Genomic DNA, 22,190 nt, shown 5'->3' on the forward strand with positions numbered 1-22,190 from the left:
CTGACATGACGAAATATGATGAAGCCTGGGTGGCCGCCGAAGAGGCGAAACGCCAGTGGATGGCGGAGAATTCGCTTTACAAGACCGATGACGAGAAAGCGTCTTGCGGGGTCGGGCTTGTGGTGTCGCTGGACGGCAAGGCGAGCCGCAAGGTCGTCGAGAACGGGATCGACGCGCTCAAGGCGATCTGGCACCGCGGCGCGGTCGATGCCGATGGCAAGACCGGGGACGGTGCGGGTATCCATGTGCAGATCCCGGCACCCTTCTTCTACGATCAGATCCACCGCACCGGGCATGAGCCGGACAAGGCCAAGCTGATCGCGGTCGGTCAGGTCTTTCTGCCGCGCACCGATTTCGGCGCGCAGGAGCGTTGCCGCACGATCGTCGAGACCGAAGTGCTGCGGATGGGTCACTACATCTATGGCTGGCGCCATGTGCCGGTGAACACCGAGGTTCTGGGCGAAAAGGCGAATGCGACGCGCCCCGAGATCGAGCAGATCCTGATCCGCAACGAGAAGGACATCGACGACGAGCAGTTCGAGCGCGAGCTGTATATCATCCGCCGCCGGATCGAGAAGGCGGCTGTCGCGGCGCAGATCGCGGGTCTCTATATCTGTTCGCTGAGCTGCCGCTCGATCATCTACAAGGGGATGATGCTGGCCGAGCAGGTCGCGGAATTCTACCCGGACCTGAAGGACACGCGTTTCGAGAGCGCCTTTGCGATCTATCACCAGCGTTATTCGACCAACACCTTCCCGCAATGGTGGCTGGCGCAGCCGTTCCGCATGCTGGCGCATAACGGCGAGATCAACACGATCAAGGGCAACATCAACTGGATGAAGTCGCACGAGATCCGCATGGCCTCGAACACGTTTGGCGAGATGGCGGGCGATATCAAGCCGATCATCCCGGCGGGCGCGTCGGATTCGGGCGCGCTGGACGCGGTGTTCGAGGTGATGGTGCGTTCGGGCCGCTCGGCGCCGATGACCAAGACGATGCTGGTTCCCGAGGCGTGGTCGCAGACCGAGGGCATGCCCAAGGCCTGGGCCGACATGTATGCCTATTGCAATGCCGTGATGGAGCCCTGGGACGGCCCCGCCGCGCTGGCGATGACCGATGGCCGCTGGGTCTGTGGGGGTCTCGACCGTAACGGCCTGCGTCCGCTGCGCTATGTGGTGACGGGCGACGGGCTGCTGATCGCGGGCTCCGAGGCGGGGATGGTCCCGACCGACGAGTCGCGTGTGGTCGAGAAGGGCGCGCTGGGTCCGGGTCAGATGATCGCGGTCGATATGCGCGAGGGCAAACTTTACCACGACACCCAGATCAAGGATCGTCTGGCCAACAGCCAGCCGTTTGGCGAATGGATCGAGAAGGTCACCGACCTGAACGCGATGATGCAGGACGTGCCGGAACACGCGTTGTTCTCGGGCGGGGAGCTGCGCAAACGTCAGGTCGCGGCGGGCTACTCGGTCGAAGAGATCGAGCAGATCCTCGCGCCGATGGCCGAAGACGGTAAAGAGGCGATTGCCTCGATGGGCGACGACACGCCGCCCGCCGTTCTGTCCAAGCAATACCGCCCGCTGAGCCACTTCTTCCGGCAGAACTTCAGCCAGGTCACCAACCCGCCGATCGACTCCCTGCGCGAGACCCGCGTGATGAGCCTCAAGACGCGGTTCGGCAACCTCAAGAACGTGCTCGACGAGGATAGCAGCCAGACGGAAATCCTGATCCTCGAAAGCCCGTTCATCGCCAACGGCGAGTTCGACGCGCTCAAGAAGCAATTCGGCGCCGAGGTGACGGTGATCGACTGCACCTTCCCGGCAAATGCCGATCAGGAGGCGCTGCGCGACGGGCTGACCCGCATTCGCCACGAGGCCGAGGACGCGGTGCGTTCGGGCGCGCTGCATATCGTGCTGAGCGACGAGCAACAGGGCGAGGCGCGGGTCGCCATGCCGATGATCCTTGCGACCAGCGCGGTGCATTCGTGGCTGACCAACAAGGGTCTGCGGACCTTCTGCTCGATCAACGTGCGCTCGGCCGAGTGCATCGACCCGCATTACTTTGCGGTGCTGATCGGCGCGGGCGCGACCACGGTGAACCCCTATCTCGCGCAAGACACGATCGCGGACCGGATCGAACGCGGCCTGCTCGAAGGCTCGCTTGTGGACAACATGCGCCGTTACCGCGATGCGGTCGATGCGGGTCTGCTCAAGATCATGGCGAAGATGGGCATCTCGGTCATCTCGTCCTATCGCGGCGGTCTCAACTTTGAGGCGGTCGGCCTGTCGCGCGCGATGGTCAACGAATACTTCCCCGGCATGCATTCGCGCATCTCCGGCATCGGTCTGCACGGCATCCAGCACAAGCTGGAGGAAGTGCATGCGAAAGGCTGGAAGGGCGGTCAGGACGTGCTCCCGATCGGCGGCTTCTATAAAGCGCGCCGCACCGGCGAGACCCATGCCTGGGGCGCACAGTCGATGCACCTGCTGCAATCGGCCTGCGACCGCGCAAGTTATGACCTGTGGAAGCAGTATTCGGCGCTGATGCGTTCGAACCCGCCGATCCACATCCGCGATCTGCTGGACATCAAGCCGCTGGCCAAGCCGGTGCCGATTGAAGAGGTGGAATCGATCACCTCGATCCGCAAACGCTTTGTCACCCCCGGCATGTCGCTGGGCGCGTTGTCGCCGGAGGCGCACAAGCTGCTCAATGTGGCGATGAACCGGATCGGCGCGAAGTCGGATTCGGGCGAGGGCGGCGAAGATCCGGCGCATTTCGTGCCGGAGCCGAATGGCGACAACCCGTCGGCCAAGATCAAGCAGGTGGCTTCGGGCCGGTTCGGCGTGACCGCCGAATACCTGAACCACTGTGAAGAGCTTGAGATCAAGGTCGCGCAGGGGGCGAAACCGGGTGAGGGTGGTCAGCTTCCGGGCATGAAGGTCACCGACCTGATCGCGCGTCTGCGTCACTCGACCAAGGGCGTCACGCTGATCTCGCCGCCGCCGCACCACGACATCTACTCGATCGAAGACCTTGCGCAGCTGATCTACGATCTCAAGCAGATCAACCCGCGCTGCAAGGTCACGGTGAAACTGGTGGCGTCGTCCGGCGTCGGCACGATTGCCGCCGGTGTCGCCAAGGCGAAGGCGGATATCATCCTGATCTCGGGCCACAATGGCGGCACGGGCGCCTCGCCCGCGACCTCGATCAAATATGCGGGTCTGCCGTGGGAGATGGGTCTGACCGAGGCGCATCAGGTTCTGGCGATGAACAACCTGCGCGAGCGTGTGACGCTGCGGACCGATGGCGGTCTGCGCACGGGCCGCGACATCGTCATGGCCGCGATGATGGGGGCCGAGGAATACGGCATCGGCACCGCCGCACTGATCGCGATGGGCTGCATCATGGTGCGTCAGTGCCAGTCGAACACCTGCCCGGTGGGCGTCTGCACCCAGGACCCGGCGCTGCGCGCGAAGTTCACCGGCACGGCGGACAAGGTCGTGAACCTGATCACCTTCTACGCGCAGGAAGTGCGGGAGATCCTCGCCTCGATCGGGGCGCGGTCGCTGGATGAGGTGATCGGGCGGGCGGACCTGCTGACGCAGGTGTCGCGTGGCTCGGCCTTCCTTGACGACCTCGATCTGAACCCGCTGCTGATCACCGTCGATGGCTGGGACAAGATCGTCTACGACCGCTCGAAGCCGCGCAACTATGTGCCCGACACGCTGGATGCGGAAATCATCCGCGACGGGGCGCGCTTCTTCGAGGATGGCGAGAAGATGCAGCTCTCCTATGCGGTGCGCAACACGCATCGGACCATTGGGACGCGCGCGTCGAGCCACATCGTCAAGAACTTCGGGATGCGCAACGCGTTGCAGCCCGACCACCTGACGGTGAAGCTCACCGGGTCAGCCGGTCAGTCGCTGGGTGCATTTGCGGCGCCGGGCCTCAAGATCGAGGTGTCGGGCGATGCGAACGACTATGTCGGCAAGGGTCTGTCGGGTGGCACGGTTGTCGTGCGTCCGCCGATGGCCTCGCCGCTGGTGGCCGCTGACAACACGATCATCGGGAATACCGTGCTCTACGGGGCGACCGACGGTTACCTGTTCGCCGCAGGGCGCGCCGGTGAGCGGTTCGCGGTTCGGAACTCGGGCGCGAAGGTGGTGATCGAGGGCTGTGGCACCAACGGGTGTGAATACATGACCGGTGGTGTGGCGGTGATCCTTGGCTCGATCGGCGCGAATTTCGGGGCGGGGATGACGGGCGGTATGGCCTATCTCTATGATCCCGAAGGCGTGGCCGAGGATTACATGAACCTCGAAAGCCTTGTCACCTGTGGCATCGGGCATGCGCATTGGGAAGCCCAGTTGAAGGGTCTGATCGAGCGTCATGTCGCGGAGACCAATTCGCGCAAGGGGGCCGAGATTCTCCAGCATTGGGAGAGCGAGAAAGCGAACTTCCTGCAGGTCTGCCCGAAAGAGATGCTGGTGCATCTGCCCTATCCGCTGAGCGATGAGCCGGCGGCGGTTCCGGCCGAATAAGGAACCCGAGCGCATCTGACACGTTAAGGGGCGAGGCCGCGAGGTCTCGCCCTTTGACTTTTGGGAGAGTGTTATGTCGGAACTTCTTGTGATGGCCTTCGATACGAAGGAGGCGGGGTTCGAGATGCGCGACGCCTTGATCGGGCTGCGCAAGGATGGGTTGGTCGAGGCCGGAGACATCGTCGTGGTGACCCGCGCCGATGATGGCGCACCGCAGCTTCATCAGACGGTTAACCTGACCGCGGCGGGTGCATTGGGTGGCGGTTTCTGGGGGGCGCTGATTGGTCTCTTGTTCCTGAGCCCGGTTGCCGGGGCAGCTGTCGGCGCGGGCGTTGGCGCGGTTGCGGGGGCGCATACGGATATTGGTGTTAACGACGAGTTTCTGCGCGCCGCCGGTCGTCTGATGCCGAACGAGGGTAGTGCCGTTTTCGTGCTGATGAACAAGACCAAGGCCGACGACATGCTGGCGCGGCTGAACAATCTCGGACTTGAGGTCTCGCCGCTGCGGACCGATCTGCCCGAGGATTTCGAGACACGGCTGACGGGCGTGCTCAACCTTGGGGGCGCGGCACGGTTCGATGGGCGCGAGATTACCCAAGGGTCGATCGGGCGGCTGGCCAGGGTGGTGGGCACCAGCGCGATGTGAGGACCGGGTCCCAGAGCGGACTTGGCACGCGCTGTTTTGCGCGGGAGCGCAGGACGGTGCGCCTCGCGGCTTGACCTGCTCGGGCGGGCCGTGGCTTATGGCGACATGGCCAAGCAGAGCAGCAAGAAAAAAACAAACGCACTAAAGCGCAAGGACACAGGTTTTCTGTATGCCGCGCGTGCGCCTTTTCGGTGGATGGCGAAATGGGTCGCGCGTCTGGCGCTTGGCTTTGCGGCCGCAATGCTGGCTTTGGTCGTGCTGTACAGTTTTATCAACCCGCCAACCACGCTGACGATCTGGTCCGAGGCGCGGCGGCTTGGGGCGGTGGACCGGCAATGGACGCCGATCGAGGATATCGCACCTGTCATGCTCCGGTCGGTGGTCGCGGCGGAGGACGCCAATTTCTGTGAGCATTGGGGCTTTGACATGCGAGCGATCCGGCAGGCGCTGGATGAGGGGGCCAATCGCGGCGCCTCGACGCTCAGCCAGCAGGTCGTGAAGAACGTGTTCCTCTGGCAGGGGCGGAGTTGGCCGCGCAAGGCAATGGAGGCGCTTCTGACCCCGGTCGTCGAGGGCGTCTGGTCGAAGCGGCGCATCCTTGAGATCTATCTGAATGTGGCCGAGTTCGACGAAGGCGTGTTTGGGATCAACGCCGCGGCGTTTCGCTACTTCCGAACCACACCCGACGCGCTGAGCGCGCGTCAGGCCGCGCTTCTGGCCGCGATCCTGCCCGATCCGAAAGCACGATCCGCGTCGCGCCCGAGCAGTTTCGTACAGCGCCGGGCAACGCAGATCGCAGATGGCGCCCGCACCATCGAAAAGGACGGGCGCGCAGTCTGTTTCGAAGGCCCTTAGGCCGCGTCCTCTGCCGGGGTGAGGTCTATATCCGACTGCGCCTCGAGCGGCGTTTCAGCCAAGGTAAATTGCGCGAGGATCGCGGTCAGCGACTCGGCCTCCCTGGTCAGGTCGACACTTGCCGCGGTGGTCTCTTCGACCATGCTCGCATTCTGCTGCGTGACCTGATCGAGTTGAGACACGGCAACATTGATCTCACCGATGCCGCTCGCCTGATCGCGCGACGAGGCCGCGATTTCGGAGACATTCGAGGAGATTTTCACGATCGAGGTCACGATCCCGGACAGGGCGGTGCCGACCTGATTGACGAGATCGACCCCCTTCCCGACCTGAAGCGCACTTTCGGAAATCAGCGCGCCGATCTCACCAGCCGCTTCGGAGGAGCGTTGCGACAAGGCGCGCACCTCGGAGGCCACGACGGCGAAACCGCGACCAGCCTCGCCAGCGCGGGCCGCCTCAACCCCCGCGTTCAGGGCCAGCAGGTTGGTCTGGAACGCGATATCGTCGATCACATCCACGATGCGCGAAATGCTATTCGACGATTCAGAGATCCCGCCCATGGCTTGGATCGCATCACGCACCACCGCGTCGCTGGCCTCGGCACTCTTGCGCGCGTCGATCACGATGCGATCCGCCTCTTCGGCGCCGGAGGTGGCCGAGCGAACAGCCGCGGTGAGCTCCTGAAGCGCAGCCGCCGATTCTTCGAGCGTCGCGGCGGTGTGCTCGGTCCGACGCGACAGATCCTCGGCGGCGCGTGAAACACTGCTGGAACTGTCGAAAATGGTGTCGGCAATCGTCCGGATTTCGCTCAGCGCGGTGCCAAGGGTCCGGGCGGCCGCGTTGAAGTCGACGCGCAGCTGTTCATAGCTATCTTCGAAGCGGTTTTCGATCTGAACGGAGAGATCGCCATCGGCCAGTCGCCGCAAAGCCTGCGCCAGCGCGGAGACAACGGCATTCTGCGCGGCGGCACGTTCGCGACGCTCTTCATCGGCGGCGGCACGGCGTGCCTGCTCGCGCTGCGCCTCTTCGGCCGCCCGCGCACGTTCACGCTCGGCCAAGGCGGCCTCTTGCTCCCGTTCGCGCTGCTCGCGCTGACGCGCAGCCTCTGCCTCGCGGCGGGCGACAGCGTCGCGCTCTTCGCGGGCGCGCGCTTCCTCTTCCTCGAGGAGTCGCTTGTCCGCGATATTCTTGTCGAAGACTCGCAGCGCAGAGACCAACTCCCCCAACTCGCCGCCATAGCTGCGCAGCGCATCGGTCGCGCCCATATGCCCGTCAGCCAACTGCCCGGTGACATCGACGATCCGGCCCAGCGGGCGCATCACGACAAGCCAGATCGCAGCCGCGCTCCCCAAGGCGAGGACCGCCGCGGCCCAGGCGAGCGTCCGCATCACCGCCTCATCGCGCTGCATATCCGCGTTCAGGAGATCCGCCTCTTCATGGACCAGAAGCAGGGTTTCATCGGCCAGATCATGCGCCGATTGCGCGATCTCGGTGACGCCAGAGACCACCCAGGCCGCCTGCATTGCAGCCTCAGCCCGCAGGTCGAGTTGCGCACGGCGCCGCGCCACAAGACCGGTTTCGGCATCGACGAAGCGCGGAAGGGCGGCCAGCGCCTCGCGCAGCGCCGCATCGCCGTCGAAAGTGATTCGCGCAATTTTAGCCAAAGCATCGCCCAGATTGACCTCTGCCTCGGCCAGCGCGGCGTCATCGACGGCGCGCACGGCCTCTGCGCCGTGGATATAAATGTCGGACAGCGCCTCGCTCAGGATGGTGGTCTGCTGCATCCGGTCGATGTGTCGCGTCGCCGTATCACCCGATGGCGCCGCCAGTTGTGGCGGTGCAAAAGGGGTCGGGCGCCGCGCGGCGCGCTGCTCGACCGCGGCAATCGCACCGGCGTAGGAAAGCCCCGATTCGCCCGTCAGATTCGCCTGCGCCCGCATCGTCAGCGCCCCCAGATCGCCCAGATAGGTATCCAGTTCGCCGGCCAAAGCGAATTCCTGCGTCCGCAATGTCACCAGATCGGGCACCTGTGCGGCCACCTCGATCAACGCCTCCTCAAGGGATGCGCGCGCGGGGCCGGTCAAACCCGCAATCTGGCCATTCAGCCCGTTAAGCGCTTGCTGCGTCCGCTTGGCCGCGGTTTCCAGATCGGAGGTGTTTCGCGCGAGAACGATGCCAAAGGTTTCCGACCTGAGTTCCGTTGAAGCCGCAACGATTTCAGAGTGTTGATCCAGAAGCGGGACATCGGTTTCAGCCAGTTCACGCATCTCCGCACCCACCTGTGAGAACGCGTTAAGGCCCACAATGATCGCCAGCCCGGTCAGCGAAACGAGAAGCAGGATATTCGCACCCAGCTTGAAGCCGAGGCTACCGGTCATGCGGATCATGATGTGTTTCATGCGGTTCGTCCTTGTTCCAAAGCACCGGGCGGCAACGGGATGCAACGGGCGCCGCGCCGGGGCCCGCGTCACCATGCGAGCCAAGCTGACAGCGCGAGCCGGTCAGGGCATCGCCGACCTCTCCGCCGGCACCGATTGCGGGGACGTTGCGGCAAAAGATTTAAGATTGCGTGATCGTCTGTCCGTTCCCCGAACACCCGTAATGACGGAACAACCCTGTCGAGAAATCCGAATCAGAGATTCGGTTGAAGGTTGCGCGGGCGCGCGTTTTGCCTATCATCCGGGGTCCGGCTTCATACATCTCGGCCCCCCTGCCGAGCCGAAGGCCCGGATCAAGGCAAGGCATCAGGCCGAAACACAGGCACACCGGCGGCCGCGCCGACGCATCGACCGGGGGGATGACATGGAACTGATCGATCTGGGAAACGGGACCAACAAGGACGCGATTTTCGCGGATTTCCTGCATAAGATCCGTGAGCGTTTCGAGCTTCAGCATGCCGCCTATGCCGGGCTGAACCCGGTCAACCAGACGATCCACGGCTTCGTCACCTATTCCGACGACTGGAAGGCGCATTATGCGCGACACGGGCTCGACCGGATCGACCCGACGCTGCACAAGGCCGGGCGCTCTATCGCGCCGGTGGATTGGCGGCGGCTGTCGCGCGACGAACACTACCAGCGGGTGTTTCGGGATGCGGCCGAGTTCGGAATCGCGGCAACCGGCCTGACGATTCCGGTGCGGGGACCCTTCGGCGATACCGGGTTGCTGAGCGTGACGAGCGAGGCCTCACAGCATGAATGGGAGCTGTTGCGCAGCAAGATTCTGAGCGAGCTGCAATCGGTCGCGGTGCATCTGCATGATACGGTCATGCGCTCTGACAGCCTGTCGCGCATCCTGCGCCACCCCAACCTTTCCAAGCGCGAGATCGAAATCCTGCAATGGATCGCGGCGGGCAAGTCTCAGCATGATATCGGAACGATCCTGTCGATTTCGCATCGCACCGTGGAAGTGCATATCAAATCGGCGCGCGAAAAGCTCTGCGCGCTGACGACGGCGCAGGCGGTGGCCCGCGCGATCGCACTGGGGCTGATTTTCCCGATCTGACCTTAAGGAAAGGTCAAATTAATCCATTCAATTGTCCGCATATACGGGTTTTCCCTTATAGTAGCCTTAAGGTTGTTAACCCTATCCTTCAGAGGTCCAGACTTCAGAAGGAGAGCACGATGCTTGTCGTGGTTGACGCACTTAACAAAGCCGACTTCCCCGGCTTGCTTGATGAAATGTTCCGCCTGCGCGCCCGCGTGTTCGGAGACCGACTCGGATGGGAAGTCGATATCCGTAACGGTCGGGAGATCGACAAATTCGACGCGCTCGATCCGGCCTATGTGATCGGCCTCGATGACGAGGGGCATGTCGTGTCCTGCGTGCGCGCCCTGCAGACCACCGGGCCGCATATGCTGTCGGATGTGTTCTCGGCGATCCTCGACGGAGAAGCGCCGCTGCGCAGCGCAACGCTGTGGGAATCGACCCGGTTCTGTGTCGATACCAACCGGCTCGACCGTGGAAATGGTCGCAACTCGGTCTCTTATGCGACTTGCGAACTGATGGTCGGCTCGCTTGAATACGCGAGGAACTCGGGGATCACCGATATCGTGACGGTGATCGATCCGGTGATGGATCGGGTTCTGAAACGCTCGGATAACGCGCCCTACGGCTATGTCGGCAAGAAAACCCCGATGGGCAAGGTGCCGGCGCTCGCCGCGCTGCTCGATTGCTCGGACGAGCGGATCAACAAGGTCCGTGCCTTTGCCGGTATCGAAGGCGACGTGTTCGCGGACGAGACGGTCATGGCGCGTCTGATGGCCGCCGAAGCAGAGCGCCGCCAAGCCGTCGCGTCGAGCTATATGCAGATGGGGATGCTCGACAACCTCGTGCAATATCTCAACGACCAGTATGACAACGCACATTCCGACGAGGAGCGGATGGCGGTCGAACGGCTCGCCGCACAACTCCATGTCGTGACCGGAATGCCGGAGACGGCGATGCTTGCCGGGCGCAGCATCGCCTGAGGCGAAAGGGTCCTCCCCGTCGGCGCCGGTCCCTTTCGGGGGATCGGCGTGGACACTCCCCCGTTGATCGTCCCCCGACGACGACACCTAGGCCAAGGCCGGGCACAGCACCCCAGCCTTGGCCCTTTTTACGGACGCCCCACCCCGAGGGGGAAGCGGGCCACCGCATGAAAGCGACCGGCATCGTCTTCACCGCAGAGTGTCACGTCGTCTATCCTGAGCGCGCGCCCGAGGACCGGCGCGAAGTGGTGCTGCGCGGCCTCTTGAACGGGGGCGCGCATCGCGGGATCGAGCGGCCCAGTCAGTGTCATGTGAAACCGGAACTGGTCGAGCACGAACGGATAGCCATAGCGATCGAGCAGCGCACGCTGCCCCTCTGTGAGGCGCTCTGGCCGGCGGCGGGCACGCGCTTCGGGCGTGAGCGGCGCGCGGCACGGATCGAGCCCGGTCACCAGCACGGCGGCGAGCGCATCGACCTCTGAGGCCGCGCCGGGCACGAGGGCGAGGAACCGCCCAATCCGCGCAAGGGTCAGATCCGGCACGGTAACGGGCGCCTGCATCGCGGCCAGATCGGACAGCCGGGTGGCCAGATCAGCGGGATCGCACCCCTCGGCCAGCGCGAAGGGCGGCTTCAGCGTGGCGTGGAATCCATAGCGCCGGGGCCGGTCGGTGATCGGCCCGAGCGCGACGCCGCACTCGGGCTGCGCCACGGCTTGCCCCTCGGCCAGATCCCAACCCAGCCAGCGCGCCCCGGCCAACGCGAAGGGACCCGGTGGCGGGGTGTAGAAAACAGCGTATCGGCCAAAGCGCTGCATCGGCGCGGGATCTCCGGCTTGGGTCGGGCGGCGCGGCAACAGGCCGAGATGCGCCTGTGACCCAATGAACCGACGCGAAGCCCTTCTATTACGGTCAATCTTCAATTAACAGTGCAGCGAGTTCAGAGGCGACCCGGCACTTCGCTGCCCGGTCAGCCGGGTGCAAAGCGTAGTATGAGGGCGGGTTTGGTATGGCGATCAAGCGGCTTTTGAAACCTTTGGGATCGAGGCGAAAGCAACCGGAGGCGGGCCAACCCGTGCAGGATCTGCTACAACAGGATATCGCTGCGATCCGCGAGCGCTTTGATACCGCGTTTTATCTGAAGCGCTATCCCGATGTCGGGGCCGCGGGGATCGACCCGATCGAGCACTATTGCCGCGATGGCTGGCGCGAATTCCGTGATCCGGCCATGGATTTCTCGACGCAATATTACCTGCGCGCCAACCCGGATGTGGCGCAATCGGGCGTGAACCCCTACGCGCATTTCATCCTTCAGGGCGAGGCCGAGGGCCGCAAGGCGATGGCTCCTCTGGTCGAGACCGATGAAGAACGCACCGCGCGGTTGCGTCTGGAGCACGAGAAGTCGGTGATCGCCGAGGCCTTCAACGCGGAGTTCTACGTTCAGCGCTACGAGGATATTGCCCAGCTTGGCGTCGATCCGCTGGATCACTATTGCCGCGATGGCTGGCGCGAGGGGCGCGACCCGAACGATCGGTTCTCGACGGCCTATTATCTTTACGCCCATCCCGATGTCGAGGCCGCGGGGATCAACCCGTTCTGGCATTACATCATGACCGGCGAAAGCGAAGGGCGTGCCTGCATGCCCGAGAATGACGACTGGATGGCGATCCCCGAGGACCCGCGCGCGGCGGCGGAGCGGGCGCTGGTTGCCGAGCATTTCGACGCGGATTTCTATCTGTTGCACTACCCGCAGGTCGCCGAGGCCGGGGTCGACCCGGTGGATCACTACCTGAAATTCGGGGCGGCGGAGGGTCATGACCCGAGCCCGGATTTCTCGACGCGCTATTACCTTGAGATGAACCCGGATCTGGCCGGTTCGGGGGTCAACCCGTTCTGGCATTACCTGTCGAGCGGCAAGGCGGAGGGCCGCGACCCGCGTCATCCGGGCGGCTATCGGGTTGAGGAACTGATCGCGCTGGAGCCGTTGGAGCGCAATGTGAAGCGTTGGCGGCGCAAGATGGCGCCGCGCAAACTCTTGGACGGTGAAGCGCTGGTGGCGGCGATCCTCGGCGATGCCGAGGGGGCCGAGCTGATCTTCTCGCTCGGGCATGACCAGTATCGGCAGGTCAGCGGCGGCGTGCAACTGTGCATCCAGCGCGAAGAGACACTCGCAGTCGAGGCGGGGGGGATCTATCTCAACCTGCATCCGTGGCAACCGCTGCCGCGCCTCGCCCATGCCGAGGAAGACCCGGACCCGGTGATGGTTCTGGTGCGCAACGGCACCGAGATCGGCAAGGCGCGCATGTCGGACCTGATCGCCGCGACCGGGGCGCTGCGGACCCGGATCGCCGGGACGAAAGTGGTGGTGCATCATCTGCTGGGGCACCTGCCCGAACAGGTCGCCGAACTGATTGCCGCCGCCGGAGAGCGTGCGTGCTGGCTCTGGCTGCATGACTTCTTTTCGATCTGCCCGAGCTACACGCTTCAGCGCAACACGGTAAGCTATTGCGGCGCGCCGGATGTCAGCTCGAATGCCTGCACGCTGTGCCGTTTCGGGGTCGAGCGCGCGGCGCATCTTGCGCGGATGAAGCGGTTCTTTGACGCGGTGCAGGTGCATGTTCTGTCGCCCTCCGAGGTGACGGCGGAGCTATGGCAGGCGCGTTCGGGGCTGCGGGCGGCGAGCCTTGAGGTGGTGCCGCATATGGCGCTGCGCTGGAGCAAACGTGCAGAGCCTTTGCCCGAGGACAAGACACCGATCACGATCGGTTTTCTCGGCACGCCCGCGCCGCATAAGGGCTGGAACGTGTTCGCGCGGCTGGTGCGCTCTCTCGCGGCCAGCCCGACCTATCGTTTCGTCTATCTGGGCCAGCGCGAGATGCCGATTTCCGGGGTCGAACATGTCGATGTGCATGTGACCGCCGATACGCCCGATGCGATGATCGACGCGGTGCGCCAGGCCGGGGTCGATCTGGTGCTGCATTGGGCGTCGTGGCCCGAGACCTTCTCGCTCTCGACCTACGAGGCGTTTGCGGGTGGGGCCTATGTGCTGACCAACCCAATCTCGGGCAATGTCGCGGCAACGGTGGCGCGGCTCAAACGCGGGGCGATCCTTGAGGATGAGGCTGCGCTGCATGACTTCGTGACCGGCGCGAAGGGCGCGAAACTCGTCGAGAAGCTGCGCCGTGAGCGGGCGGAGAAGGCGGTGAAACACACGCTGAGCGGGATGGGGTTCGAGGTCTGGGGCCGCAAGAAGAAGGGGCGCAAAGCATGAGCGTTCACGCATTCACGAGCTGCTCTTACAGCTATCTCAACCGCGCGCGGGTTCTGGCCTCGACGCTGCGCCGCCAGCATCCGGACTGGGTGATCTGGCTGGTGATGACCGACAAGGAGCCCAAGAAGTTCCGCTTCGATCTTGAGACGGAGGATTTCGACCGGATCGTCACCGCCGAAGACCTGTTCAGCACCGAGACCGATCAATGGCTCTTTGGGCATGATATCGTCGAAGCCTGCACCGCCGTGAAAGGGCGCGCCTGCACGCATATCCTGAGTGACCCCGATTGCGAGAAGCTGGTCTATTTCGATCCCGATATCGCGGTGTTCAACCCGATGACCGAGGTGATCGACCTGCTCGACGACTATTCGATCGTGCTCACCCCGCACCAGACCGAGCCCGACGCCAAGGCCGACAAGCGGGCGATCCGCGACAATGAGATCACCTCGCTCGATTACGGGGTGTTCAACCTCGGCTTCGTGGCGATGGCGAATGACGATGAGGGGCAGCGCTTTGCGCAATGGTGGGACGACCGGCTACATGACTGGTGCCATGACCGGCTCGATATCGGGCTGTTCGTGGACCAGAAATGGTGCAACCTGGTGCCGTGCTTTTTCGACCGGGTGAAGGTGCTGCGCGACCCCGGCTATAACGTGGCAAGCTGGAACCTGAGCCAGCGGGTGATGCGCTATGACGAAACCGGCACCGCGCTGATCAACGACCGCCCGCTGCGGTTCTATCATTTCACCAAGCTCGGACCGGTGGGCGATGTGATGACCCAGCGCTTCGCGCGCGACAATGTCGAGATTTACGAGCTGTGGTGGTGGTATCGAAATGCAGTCGAGGCGGCCTCGACCAGCGATATTCCCAAGGGCTGGTGGTATTACGGGACCTTCTCGAATGGCGAGAAAATCCCCAAACCCGTGCGTGAGATGTACCGCGCGCGCGGCGATCTGCGGGCGGCCTTCCCGAACCCGCGCAAGGCGGGCAAGCGGTCGTTCTACACCTGGCTGGTGGAGAATACCGACATGATCTCCAACCCGCAGCATCGTGGGTTCGAGGCGGTCTGATCACGATTGTAACCCGTTTCCGATGTCTCGACATTGAGATGTCGATCTAGAGTACAACTTGCGCAACTTGGATGATGCTGTTCATGTTGACGCAACCCGAATAATGGATTGAAGCAAATGACGCAATCGAGTGAACAGTCCAAAGTTTTTGTGCTGGGCGATTCCCGAACTGGAACGACTTCGTTGCACAAGTTCTTCAGGGACGCTGGCTATAATTCGATTCATTACTTCATCGATGAGGTCAATGAGATTGCCCGTGCGCGTGGCGTCGAAGGTCATGACTTCGAAAGCGTGCAGGAGTTCATCGAGAACGCAGGCTTCAACGCATTCTCCGATTATCCCGTCAGGTCCTACTTCCGGGACCTGCTCGCACACTATCCTTCGGCACATTTCATCCTTTCGACGCGCAAGGATGTCGAGGCATGGGCCGCTTCGATGAAACGCTTCTTCGCGGATCGCGAAGACGTCGTGAGCCGGCTGGACTATCTGAAGAAGGTCTATCTGAGAATTAACGACGAAATCCGTGAGACCTATAAAGACGCGGAAAACTTCATCGAGCTTTGCATCGACGATGATGGCGATGAGAACAGCGCGAAACTCCGGGAATTTCTGGGCGCGCCGAGCCATGTCTCGCTGAAGCAGTTGAATGCGACCGTCACGAAGTCCTGAGTGTGGCGTGGCGCCTCATGGCCGGGCGCTTCGTGGTGCAATATGACAAGTTCCCGGCGATGACGAAGCTGGGCCTCGACGCGGTCGAGGCGTGAAATGGTGCGAAAGGGGAATACCTTGCAGATCATGGATTGGGTGAAGAAGCCCTCGGAACACGAGACCAAAATCTCGGCCCATTTCAACGGCAAGGTGCGCTATGACGGGGCGCCGATCTTCGACAAGCCCTTCGTCGCGCTGCTGTTCACCAATCGCTGCGGGTCGAACCTGTTCGCCGAGTATCTGGTGAATACCGGCTATATCGGCGGCATGGGCGAGGCGACGAACTTCCCCGGCGTGATCCGCCGCAGCACGAAATTCGGGATCGACAACTACGCCGGTTTCGTGCGCCACGAGGCCGAGGCCGTGCTGGCGAAGGGACGGCATTTCGGGATGAAGGTTGCGGTCAACCAGCTTGCCATGCTGCTGCGTTGGAACATCCTTGGCATGTTCCCGGGGATGGTCGTGTATCACGTGGTGCGCGATGACCTGCTGGGTCAGGCGATCTCGATGTCGATTGCGAAACAGACCGGGCAGTGGACCTCCAAGCAGGAGGCGAAGCCCGCCGATCCCGAATTCCAGTTCAATCTGATCTCGCAGATCGTCGAGCGCACGGCGCTGAACAACGCAAGCGGGCGGCTTTTGGTGGAATCGATCGGCGCGCCCTATCGGCAATTCCGCTACGAGGAATTCACCGCCAATCCCGAGCCGCATATCCGTGACGCGCTGGGCATGATCGGTATCGCACCCGAGACGCTGAAACTACCGGAAGCGACGCTGAAAAAGCAGGCGAACGCGCTGAACGACTCATTCCGGGCGAAGTTCCTCGGGCATCTGGTCAGCCAAGGCACGTTGCGCGGTCAGCCCTGATCCTTGGCGGTGACGTAGCCAAACGGTCTGTGTCGCGTGGAATGGCAATAAAGAATATGCCCCCGGAGTTGATCGCTCCGGGGGCCGTTTGGTCAAAGCGTGTAGGCGGGGATTGGGATGGGGCCGTCCTCGTCGATGTGCAGCGAGGTCGGGAACAGGGTCTCGGGCGGAGCGTGGGGGCCGTGCGGGACGATGAGCGTCAGCACGATCTCACCATTGCTGCGGGTGACGTCCGAAGCGATCCAGATGGTGTCCAGCGTTTCAGCGTAGAGGATCTCGCCCTCGGCGAGCGTTGAGAAGTCATGCGTCTCGCTGTTGAGGATCAGCGTGTCGCCCTGACGCTCGATGGTCAGTTGGCGGTCGAGGCGGGCGGGGGTCAGGTGGATGATCATGGCGTGTCCTCAGAACCAGCGGCCGATTGCGGTCAGGCCGATTTCGAACGTGTCGGCATCGGGCGCGCTGCCGAGCCGGACGAGATGAAGCTGATAGAGCGTCAGCGCGTTCGCGCGCCCGATACTCGGCATGTTGCGGCGGCGCTCGGGATTGGCGCCGAGGCCGCTGGGCGGAATGCCCCGCCCCTGCACGACCGGCGTGTTGGCAAAGGCCGCCGGGAAGGTCCAGTGCACATCCGGTGCGGTGCGGTAGGGGTTGTCCCATGTGCCGCCGCCCGCCGCCACGATGGAGCCAAGCGGGATCGCATGGGTGCAAATCTGCGTCCCGTCCGCAAAGCGCACATATTCGCCATTCGCATTCGAGCCGCGCTCGATCACCGCGCCGGAGGGCGTGTTGCCCGACATCGTCACCGGACCGAGAATATTGCCGCGGCTATAGCCGAAATCGGCGCGCATCAGGCGACCCGGTGTGGCGTCGGTCGCGGATTGCTGGACGCTTTCCCCCGAAACGGCGGCTGTATTCGCATCAAAGGCCAGCGCCGTGCGCCATGTCGTGCCATCACCGCTGAGCTTGAGCGCGAAATCATCGGTGCCCGCAGTGCCGAGTTCAGCCCGGCCCGACCAGCCGGTTTGATACAGCAGGCTCGCCGTATCGCCCTCGGTCGCCTTGTTGAGCTTGAGCTGATGACCCGCGCCGGCATGATTGAGCAGCGTGGCATCCGCCGAAACCGCCAGCCGGTTGGTGGCATCAGCCTCGGCTGAGACACCCAGCGTTGCCGGGCGCAGATCGAGGGGTTGCCAGGCCGTGCCATCGAAGCGGAGGCTGCGCCCCTCGGGCTGCACATCGGCGATCCAGCCTGCGGCGGGCGTCACGAAATCCCAGTTCACCCCGCTCCACACGGCGATATCGCCATCATGCCCGGCCCATTCGCCGCTCGCCCCGGCACCCAGAATATAGCGGTCCCCCAGTTCAGGGGCTGCCGGGGGGATCACGATACCCAGATCAAGCACCGTCAGTTGGCACACCGCATCGAGAAGCCGCAGGGCCTCGTTATGGGTGACGTGTTTCTGGGCTTGGGACGGCAGGATGAGGGGTAGCCCGAGGATCGGTGTCTGATCGCTCCACATGGTGTTTCCTTTACGACGCGAGAATGATTCCGCGACGATCCTGCGGGAAGCGGGCTATGGAATGGGAAACGCCCCGAGCGGGGCGTTAACCAGGTGTTCACGGTGATTTCGCGCTTAGCGGACCACGTAGACCGAGATTTTGGCATGGCGCACCACCCGCGCCGCATTCGGCCCCAAGAGATAGTCCTTGAGATCGGGTCGATGCGCGCCCAGAACGATCAGGTCGGCCCCGTCTTTTTCCGCCATTTCAAGGATTTCGTGATAGGCGTTTCCGACGCCGACGACATGGCGCACGGCCTTGTTCGCGTCTTCGCCCAGCGCCTCCCCCACCATCTTGGCGAGCAATTCACGCGCATGGCTGAGCGCGGTTTTCTGGTGGCTCTCCTTGAAGAACCCCCCCACGACGCTCATTCCGAAGTCGGGAATCACGGTAATGACGTCAAGCTGCGCCCCTTCCGCTTCGGCCAGACGCTGCGCGGTTTGCAGCACCTTGGTCTCGGCACCGGGTCGGTTGATATCGACGGCACAGAGGATGGTCTTGATCATGCCGGTTCTCCTTCGATGATCGCCGCGCGGCGGCGTTGCAGCACAGTCACCAGACCGAGCAGCAAGAGGGCGGGAATGAAGATCAGCTCCTTCGGAAGCTGGTTCGTCGGCGCCTGCACCGAAGTGATCGACACCGGCGCATCGCCATAGAAGTCGAAGCTGGCCAGTTGCTCGGAAAGCGGCGAGCCGAACATCGGTTCTTCGAGCACCATCATCTCGCCCTCAGGCAGGAGCGACAGGCCCAGCGCGTCCAGACGCGTCGCCGCGTCCGCCCCCTCGGGCACGTTGAGCACGAGCGTCAGATCCTTCATTTCGAGCGTGTCGAAATCCGGTCCCGAAACGACTGTGCGCAGCGACGAGCCGACAGGTGCCTCCATCAAGGCCTGCTCGAACTCGACCGGCGCGATCTGATGATAGGGCGGCTGGATCATGTCCATGAAGAAGCCCGGCCGGAACAGCGCGAAGGCCACAAGCAGGAGTGCCACCGTCTCCCAGATGCGGGACTTGGTGAAGTAGAAGCCCATGGTCGCCGCGGTGAAGACCAAAATCCCGATCGTGGCGATGATGAAGACGATGATGCCTTGCATCCACGTCACGTCGATCAGCAGAAGGTCCGTATTGAAGATGAACACGAAGGGCAGCGCCACGGTGCGCAGGCTGTAGAAGAACGCGGTGAAACCCGTACGGATCGCGTCGCCCCCTGACACGGCGGCTGCCGCGAAAGAGGCAAGCCCCACAGGCGGCGTCACATCGGCCATGATCCCGAAGTAGAACACGAAGAGGTGCACCGCGATGAGCGGCACCACGAGGCCCGACTGCGCACCAAGCTCCACGACGACCGCCACCATGAGCGAGCTGACCACGATGTAGTTTGCCGTGGTCGGCAGACCCATCCCGAGGATCAGCGACAGGATCGCCACGAAGATCAGCATCAGGATCAGGTTGCCGCCCGACAGGAACTCGACGAAATCGGCCATCACCTGCCCGATACCAGTCAGCGACACGGTGCCCACGATGATCCCTGCGGTCGCCGTGGCGAGGCCAATCCCGATCATGTTGCGCGCGCCGTCGATCATCCCTTCGATCAGGTCGACCATGCCCTCGCGCAGCTTCGAGATCGCGTTCGGCTCACCCCGGAAGAACGCCTTGAGGGTCTTTTGCGTGATCAGGATGAAGAACAGAAGGAAGGTCGCCCAGAAAGCCGACAGACCCGGCGATTTGCGTTCGATCATCAAGAAGTAGACCAGAACGATGATCGGCAGCAGGTAGTAGAGCCCCGCCTTGTAGATTTTCGGGATCTCGGGGAGTTCGACGACCTCTGCATTCGGGTCGTCGGGTTCAAGGTCCTCGGCTTGCGCGGCCAGCCAGACGAGCGCGATATAGGCGAGGCCCACCATCGCCGACAGCACCCAGCCCGCGCCCTCGGGGACGAGCGAGACAATCGCGCGCACCGGGAACTGGGTCGCGTAGCACAACCCCGCAAAGCCCGCGAAGAACAGGAACATGCCAAGGATCGTGCGCCACATGGATACGACCTTGTTTCCGAGCGTCGGCATCTTGTTCTTCACCGCTTCGAGGTGAACGATATAGACGAGCGCGATGTAGGAAATGATCGCGGGCAGGAAGGCATGGGTGATGACCTCGAAGTAGGAAATCCCCACATATTCCACCATGAGGAAGGCGGCGGCCCCCATCACCGGCGGCATGATCTGACCGTTGACCGAGGAGGCGACCTCGACCGAGCCGGCCTTTTCTGCGGAGAAGCCCACCCGCTTCATCAGCGGAATGGTGAAGGTGCCGGTGGTGACCACGTTGGCGATGGACGAGCCGGAGATCAGGCCGGTCGCGGCGGAGCCGACGACAGCCGCCTTGGCGGGCCCGCCCCGCAGGTGCCCAAGCGCCCCGAAGGCCATCTTGATGAAGTAGTTCCCCGCGCCCGCCTTATCGAGCAGCGCGCCGAAGAGCACGAAGAGGAAGACGAATTTCGTGGACACGCCCAGCGCGATGCCGAACACGCCTTCGGAGGTGATCCACATATGGCTCATCGCCTTGCGCAGGCTCGCGCCGGCCCAGCGGATCTGGTCGGGCACTGCGGCGGCGGAACCGAAGAACACATAGGCAAGGAAGATCAGCGCCAGCACCACCATGACCGGGCCAAGCGTGCGGTAGGCCGCGATGAACAGGAAGGCGAGGCCAAGCAGCGAGAAGAGCGCATCGCTTTGGTCCGCCAGACCGCCATTGGTCACGATCTTGTCGTAGAACACGTATCCATAGAGCGCGAGAAACGCGCCGCCCAGCGCCAGCACCCAGTCATACCACGGCACGCTGTGCTTGGGCGCGGATTTGAACAGCGGATAGGCCATGGCCGAAAGGAACACGGCAAAGGCGAGGTGGATCTGCCGCGAGTTGTTGATCAGATCGCCCGGCAAGACATAAGGCGCGACGGGTGAGGCCAGAAGCACCTGAAAGACGGACCAGAGCAGGGCCACCCCTGCGATAAAGAACCCCAATGAGCCGGGAACGACGCGAGCACCGCTATCGGATGCGGCCACGAGTTCCTGAAGCTCGGCTTCGTTCAATGCGCGTTTCTCACTGTCGGACATTGTCCCTCCGTCCGGCCTTGCGGCCCGCCTGAATGAATTGGTCTAAACGGTTCGGGGGGCGAGCACCGCCCCCCGAGGGATCAAACGGGTCGGATCACTCGATCAGACCTTTTTCCTTGAAGTATTTGGCGGCGCCCGCATGCAGCGGAGCCGAAAGACCGGCGGTCGCCATCTCTTCGGGTTTCAGGTTGGCAAAAGCCGGGTGCAGGCCCTTGAAGTCCTCGAAATTCTCGAAGACCGAGGACACGACCGCATAGACGGCATCTTCGGAAACCGCGTCAGAGGTGACAAAAGTCGCGCCCACACCGAAGGTGGTCACGTCGGCTTCGTTGCCACGATACATGCCGCCCGGAATGACCGCCGTGCGATAGAACGGGTTGTCGGCCACGAGCTTCTCGACAGCAGGACCCGAGACCTCGACCAGCACCGAGTCACAGGCGGTGGTCGCCTCTTGGATCGAGCCGGACGGGTGACCCACGGTGTAGACCATCGCGTCGATCTGGTTGTCGCAGAGCGCCGCCGATTGCTCGGCCGCCTTCAGCTCGGTGGCGAGCGCGAAGTCGTCCATGGTCCAGCCCATCGCTTCCATCAGCACTTCCATCGTGCCGCGCTGGCCCGAGCCGGGGTTGCCGATATTCACGCGCTTGCCCTTGAGGTCTTCGAAGGTCTTGATGCCGCTATCGGCGCGCGCCACGACGGTGAAGGGCTCCGGGTGAACCGAGAACACGGCGCGCAGGCCTTCGAACGGGCCGGCCTCTGCGAATTGCGAGCTGCCGTTGAAGGCGTGATACTGCCAGTCCGACTGGGCGACGCCGAATTCCAGCTCGCCCTCGCGGATCGTGTTGATGTTGTAGACCGAGCCGCCGGTCGATTCGACCGAGCAGCGGATGCCGTGTTCCTTGCGGCCCTTGTTCACCAGGCGACAGATCGCGCCGCCGGTCGGGTAATAGACGCCGGTCACGCCGCCGGTGCCGATGGTGATGAACTCTTCCGCCATCGCGGTGCCCGCAACCAGCGTCGAGGTCGCCAGCGCAACAAGGCCGAGTTTCAGATGTTTGGTCATAGGTCTCTCCCAGTTTGATTGCCTATTTCGATTT

16 protein-coding genes are annotated in these 22,190 nt (G+C 63.2%); 9 read left to right on the plus strand and 7 right to left on the minus strand.

Going from position 1 to position 22,190, the window contains the following annotated elements:
* Positions 1 to 5 precede the first annotated feature (5 nt).
* The 3 genes from gltB (at position 6) to mtgA (ending at position 6,042) form a co-directional block, all read left to right on the plus strand.
* Positions 6 to 4,541: a glutamate synthase large subunit gene (gltB, locus tag P0X85_RS08095; RefSeq protein ID WP_275811326.1), complete on the plus strand. Its 4,536-nt coding sequence runs from the start codon at positions 6 to 8 to the stop codon at positions 4,539 to 4,541.
* A 73-nt stretch (positions 4,542 to 4,614) separates the two neighbouring features.
* Positions 4,615 to 5,187 carry a DUF1269 domain-containing protein gene (locus tag P0X85_RS08100; RefSeq protein ID WP_275811330.1) on the plus strand — a complete coding sequence of 191 codons (573 nt, stop codon included), beginning with the start codon at positions 4,615 to 4,617 and terminating at the stop codon, positions 5,185 to 5,187.
* Between the two features lie 105 nt (positions 5,188 to 5,292).
* The gene (mtgA, locus tag P0X85_RS08105) at positions 5,293 to 6,042 is read left to right on the plus strand and encodes a monofunctional biosynthetic peptidoglycan transglycosylase (RefSeq protein ID WP_420851810.1); all 750 of its coding nucleotides are present in this window, start codon (positions 5,293 to 5,295) and stop codon (positions 6,040 to 6,042) included.
* On the opposite strand, the gene P0X85_RS08110 is transcribed toward mtgA, so the two are convergent.
* Entirely contained in the window at positions 6,039 to 8,441 is a 2,403-nt protein-coding gene (locus P0X85_RS08110; protein ID WP_275811337.1) for a methyl-accepting chemotaxis protein, read from the minus strand. The genes mtgA and P0X85_RS08110 overlap by 4 nt on opposite strands.
* Before the next feature lie 403 nt (positions 8,442 to 8,844).
* Between P0X85_RS08110 and P0X85_RS08115 the strand changes: the two genes are divergently transcribed.
* Both P0X85_RS08115 and P0X85_RS08120 read left to right on the plus strand, forming a co-directional pair.
* Complete coding sequence (locus P0X85_RS08115) at positions 8,845 to 9,546, plus strand: LuxR family transcriptional regulator (RefSeq protein ID WP_275811339.1); 702 nt, start codon at positions 8,845 to 8,847, stop codon at positions 9,544 to 9,546.
* A gap of 119 nt (positions 9,547 to 9,665) precedes the next feature.
* Positions 9,666 to 10,511 carry an acyl-homoserine-lactone synthase gene (locus P0X85_RS08120; protein ID WP_275811342.1) on the plus strand — a complete coding sequence of 282 codons (846 nt, stop codon included), beginning with the start codon at positions 9,666 to 9,668 and terminating at the stop codon, positions 10,509 to 10,511.
* A gap of 128 nt (positions 10,512 to 10,639) precedes the next feature.
* Here the strand turns inward: P0X85_RS08120 and P0X85_RS08125 are convergent, their stop codons facing one another.
* Entirely contained in the window at positions 10,640 to 11,326 is a 687-nt protein-coding gene (locus tag P0X85_RS08125) for a DUF1045 domain-containing protein (protein WP_275811346.1), read from the minus strand.
* 257 nt (positions 11,327 to 11,583) lie between these two features.
* Here P0X85_RS08125 and P0X85_RS08130 point away from each other — a divergent pair, with 257 nt between their 5' ends.
* The 4 genes from P0X85_RS08130 to P0X85_RS08145 all read left to right on the plus strand — a co-directional run bounded on the left by P0X85_RS08130 (position 11,584) and on the right by P0X85_RS08145 (position 16,424).
* Entirely contained in the window at positions 11,584 to 13,779 is a 2,196-nt protein-coding gene (locus P0X85_RS08130) for a glycosyltransferase family protein (RefSeq protein WP_275811349.1), read from the plus strand.
* Complete coding sequence (locus P0X85_RS08135) at positions 13,776 to 14,849, plus strand: hypothetical protein (RefSeq protein WP_275811352.1); 1,074 nt, start codon at positions 13,776 to 13,778, stop codon at positions 14,847 to 14,849. The genes P0X85_RS08130 and P0X85_RS08135 overlap by 4 nt, the downstream gene beginning before the upstream one ends.
* Positions 14,850 to 14,966: 117 nt before the next feature.
* Positions 14,967 to 15,518 carry a sulfotransferase gene (locus P0X85_RS08140; protein WP_275811355.1) on the plus strand — a complete coding sequence of 184 codons (552 nt, stop codon included), beginning with the start codon at positions 14,967 to 14,969 and terminating at the stop codon, positions 15,516 to 15,518.
* Between the two features lie 126 nt (positions 15,519 to 15,644).
* Positions 15,645 to 16,424 carry a Stf0 family sulfotransferase gene (locus P0X85_RS08145; protein WP_275811500.1) on the plus strand — a complete coding sequence of 260 codons (780 nt, stop codon included), beginning with the start codon at positions 15,645 to 15,647 and terminating at the stop codon, positions 16,422 to 16,424.
* A 92-nt stretch (positions 16,425 to 16,516) separates the two neighbouring features.
* On the opposite strand, the gene P0X85_RS08150 is transcribed toward P0X85_RS08145, so the two are convergent.
* From P0X85_RS08150 to P0X85_RS08170, 5 genes are all read right to left on the minus strand, one after another.
* A complete protein-coding gene (locus P0X85_RS08150) occupies positions 16,517 to 16,816 on the minus strand; it encodes a hypothetical protein (RefSeq protein ID WP_275811358.1) in 300 nt (99 codons plus the stop codon).
* Positions 16,817 to 16,825: 9 nt separating this feature from the next.
* Entirely contained in the window at positions 16,826 to 17,944 is a 1,119-nt protein-coding gene (locus P0X85_RS08155) for a DUF2793 domain-containing protein (RefSeq protein WP_275811359.1), read from the minus strand.
* 114 nt (positions 17,945 to 18,058) lie between these two features.
* Complete coding sequence (locus tag P0X85_RS08160) at positions 18,059 to 18,490, minus strand: universal stress protein (protein ID WP_275811364.1); 432 nt, start codon at positions 18,488 to 18,490, stop codon at positions 18,059 to 18,061.
* On the minus strand, positions 18,487 to 21,093 hold the full coding sequence (locus P0X85_RS08165; protein ID WP_275811367.1) for a TRAP transporter permease: 2,607 nt from the start codon (positions 21,091 to 21,093) through the stop codon (positions 18,487 to 18,489). The genes P0X85_RS08160 and P0X85_RS08165 overlap by 4 nt, the downstream gene beginning before the upstream one ends.
* Positions 21,094 to 21,187: 94 nt before the next feature.
* Positions 21,188 to 22,156 (minus strand): TAXI family TRAP transporter solute-binding subunit, encoded by a 969-nt coding sequence (locus tag P0X85_RS08170; protein WP_275811370.1) that lies wholly within the window; start codon positions 22,154 to 22,156, stop codon positions 21,188 to 21,190.
* Positions 22,157 to 22,190: the final 34 nt, after the last annotated feature.

Source organism: Pseudothioclava nitratireducens (assembly GCF_029210495.1).
GTDB lineage: Bacteria > Pseudomonadota > Alphaproteobacteria > Rhodobacterales > Rhodobacteraceae > Pseudothioclava > Pseudothioclava nitratireducens.

What these genes read in the sequence shown, in the direction of transcription:
- gltB (WP_275811326.1), top strand. Translation starts at nt 6, where the DNA reads ATGACGAAATATGATGAAGCCTGGGTGGCCGCCGAAGAGGCGAAACGC.
- P0X85_RS08140 (WP_275811355.1), top strand. Translation starts at nt 14,967, where the DNA reads ATGACGCAATCGAGTGAACAGTCCAAAGTTTTTGTGCTGGGCGATTCC.
- P0X85_RS08165 (WP_275811367.1), bottom strand. Translation starts at nt 21,093, where the DNA reads ATGTCCGACAGTGAGAAACGCGCATTGAACGAAGCCGAGCTTCAGGAA.
- P0X85_RS08115 (WP_275811339.1), top strand. Translation starts at nt 8,845, where the DNA reads ATGGAACTGATCGATCTGGGAAACGGGACCAACAAGGACGCGATTTTC.
- P0X85_RS08150 (WP_275811358.1), bottom strand. Translation starts at nt 16,816, where the DNA reads ATGATCATCCACCTGACCCCCGCCCGCCTCGACCGCCAACTGACCATC.
- P0X85_RS08135 (WP_275811352.1), top strand. Translation starts at nt 13,776, where the DNA reads ATGAGCGTTCACGCATTCACGAGCTGCTCTTACAGCTATCTCAACCGC.
- P0X85_RS08155 (WP_275811359.1), bottom strand. Translation starts at nt 17,944, where the DNA reads ATGTGGAGCGATCAGACACCGATCCTCGGGCTACCCCTCATCCTGCCG.
- P0X85_RS08100 (WP_275811330.1), top strand. Translation starts at nt 4,615, where the DNA reads ATGTCGGAACTTCTTGTGATGGCCTTCGATACGAAGGAGGCGGGGTTC.
- P0X85_RS08170 (WP_275811370.1), bottom strand. Translation starts at nt 22,156, where the DNA reads ATGACCAAACATCTGAAACTCGGCCTTGTTGCGCTGGCGACCTCGACG.
- P0X85_RS08145 (WP_275811500.1), top strand. Translation starts at nt 15,645, where the DNA reads ATGGATTGGGTGAAGAAGCCCTCGGAACACGAGACCAAAATCTCGGCC.
- P0X85_RS08125 (WP_275811346.1), bottom strand. Translation starts at nt 11,326, where the DNA reads ATGCAGCGCTTTGGCCGATACGCTGTTTTCTACACCCCGCCACCGGGT.
- P0X85_RS08120 (WP_275811342.1), top strand. Translation starts at nt 9,666, where the DNA reads ATGCTTGTCGTGGTTGACGCACTTAACAAAGCCGACTTCCCCGGCTTG.
- P0X85_RS08110 (WP_275811337.1), bottom strand. Translation starts at nt 8,441, where the DNA reads ATGAAACACATCATGATCCGCATGACCGGTAGCCTCGGCTTCAAGCTG.
- mtgA (WP_420851810.1), top strand. Translation starts at nt 5,293, where the DNA reads ATGGCCAAGCAGAGCAGCAAGAAAAAAACAAACGCACTAAAGCGCAAG.
- P0X85_RS08160 (WP_275811364.1), bottom strand. Translation starts at nt 18,490, where the DNA reads ATGATCAAGACCATCCTCTGTGCCGTCGATATCAACCGACCCGGTGCC.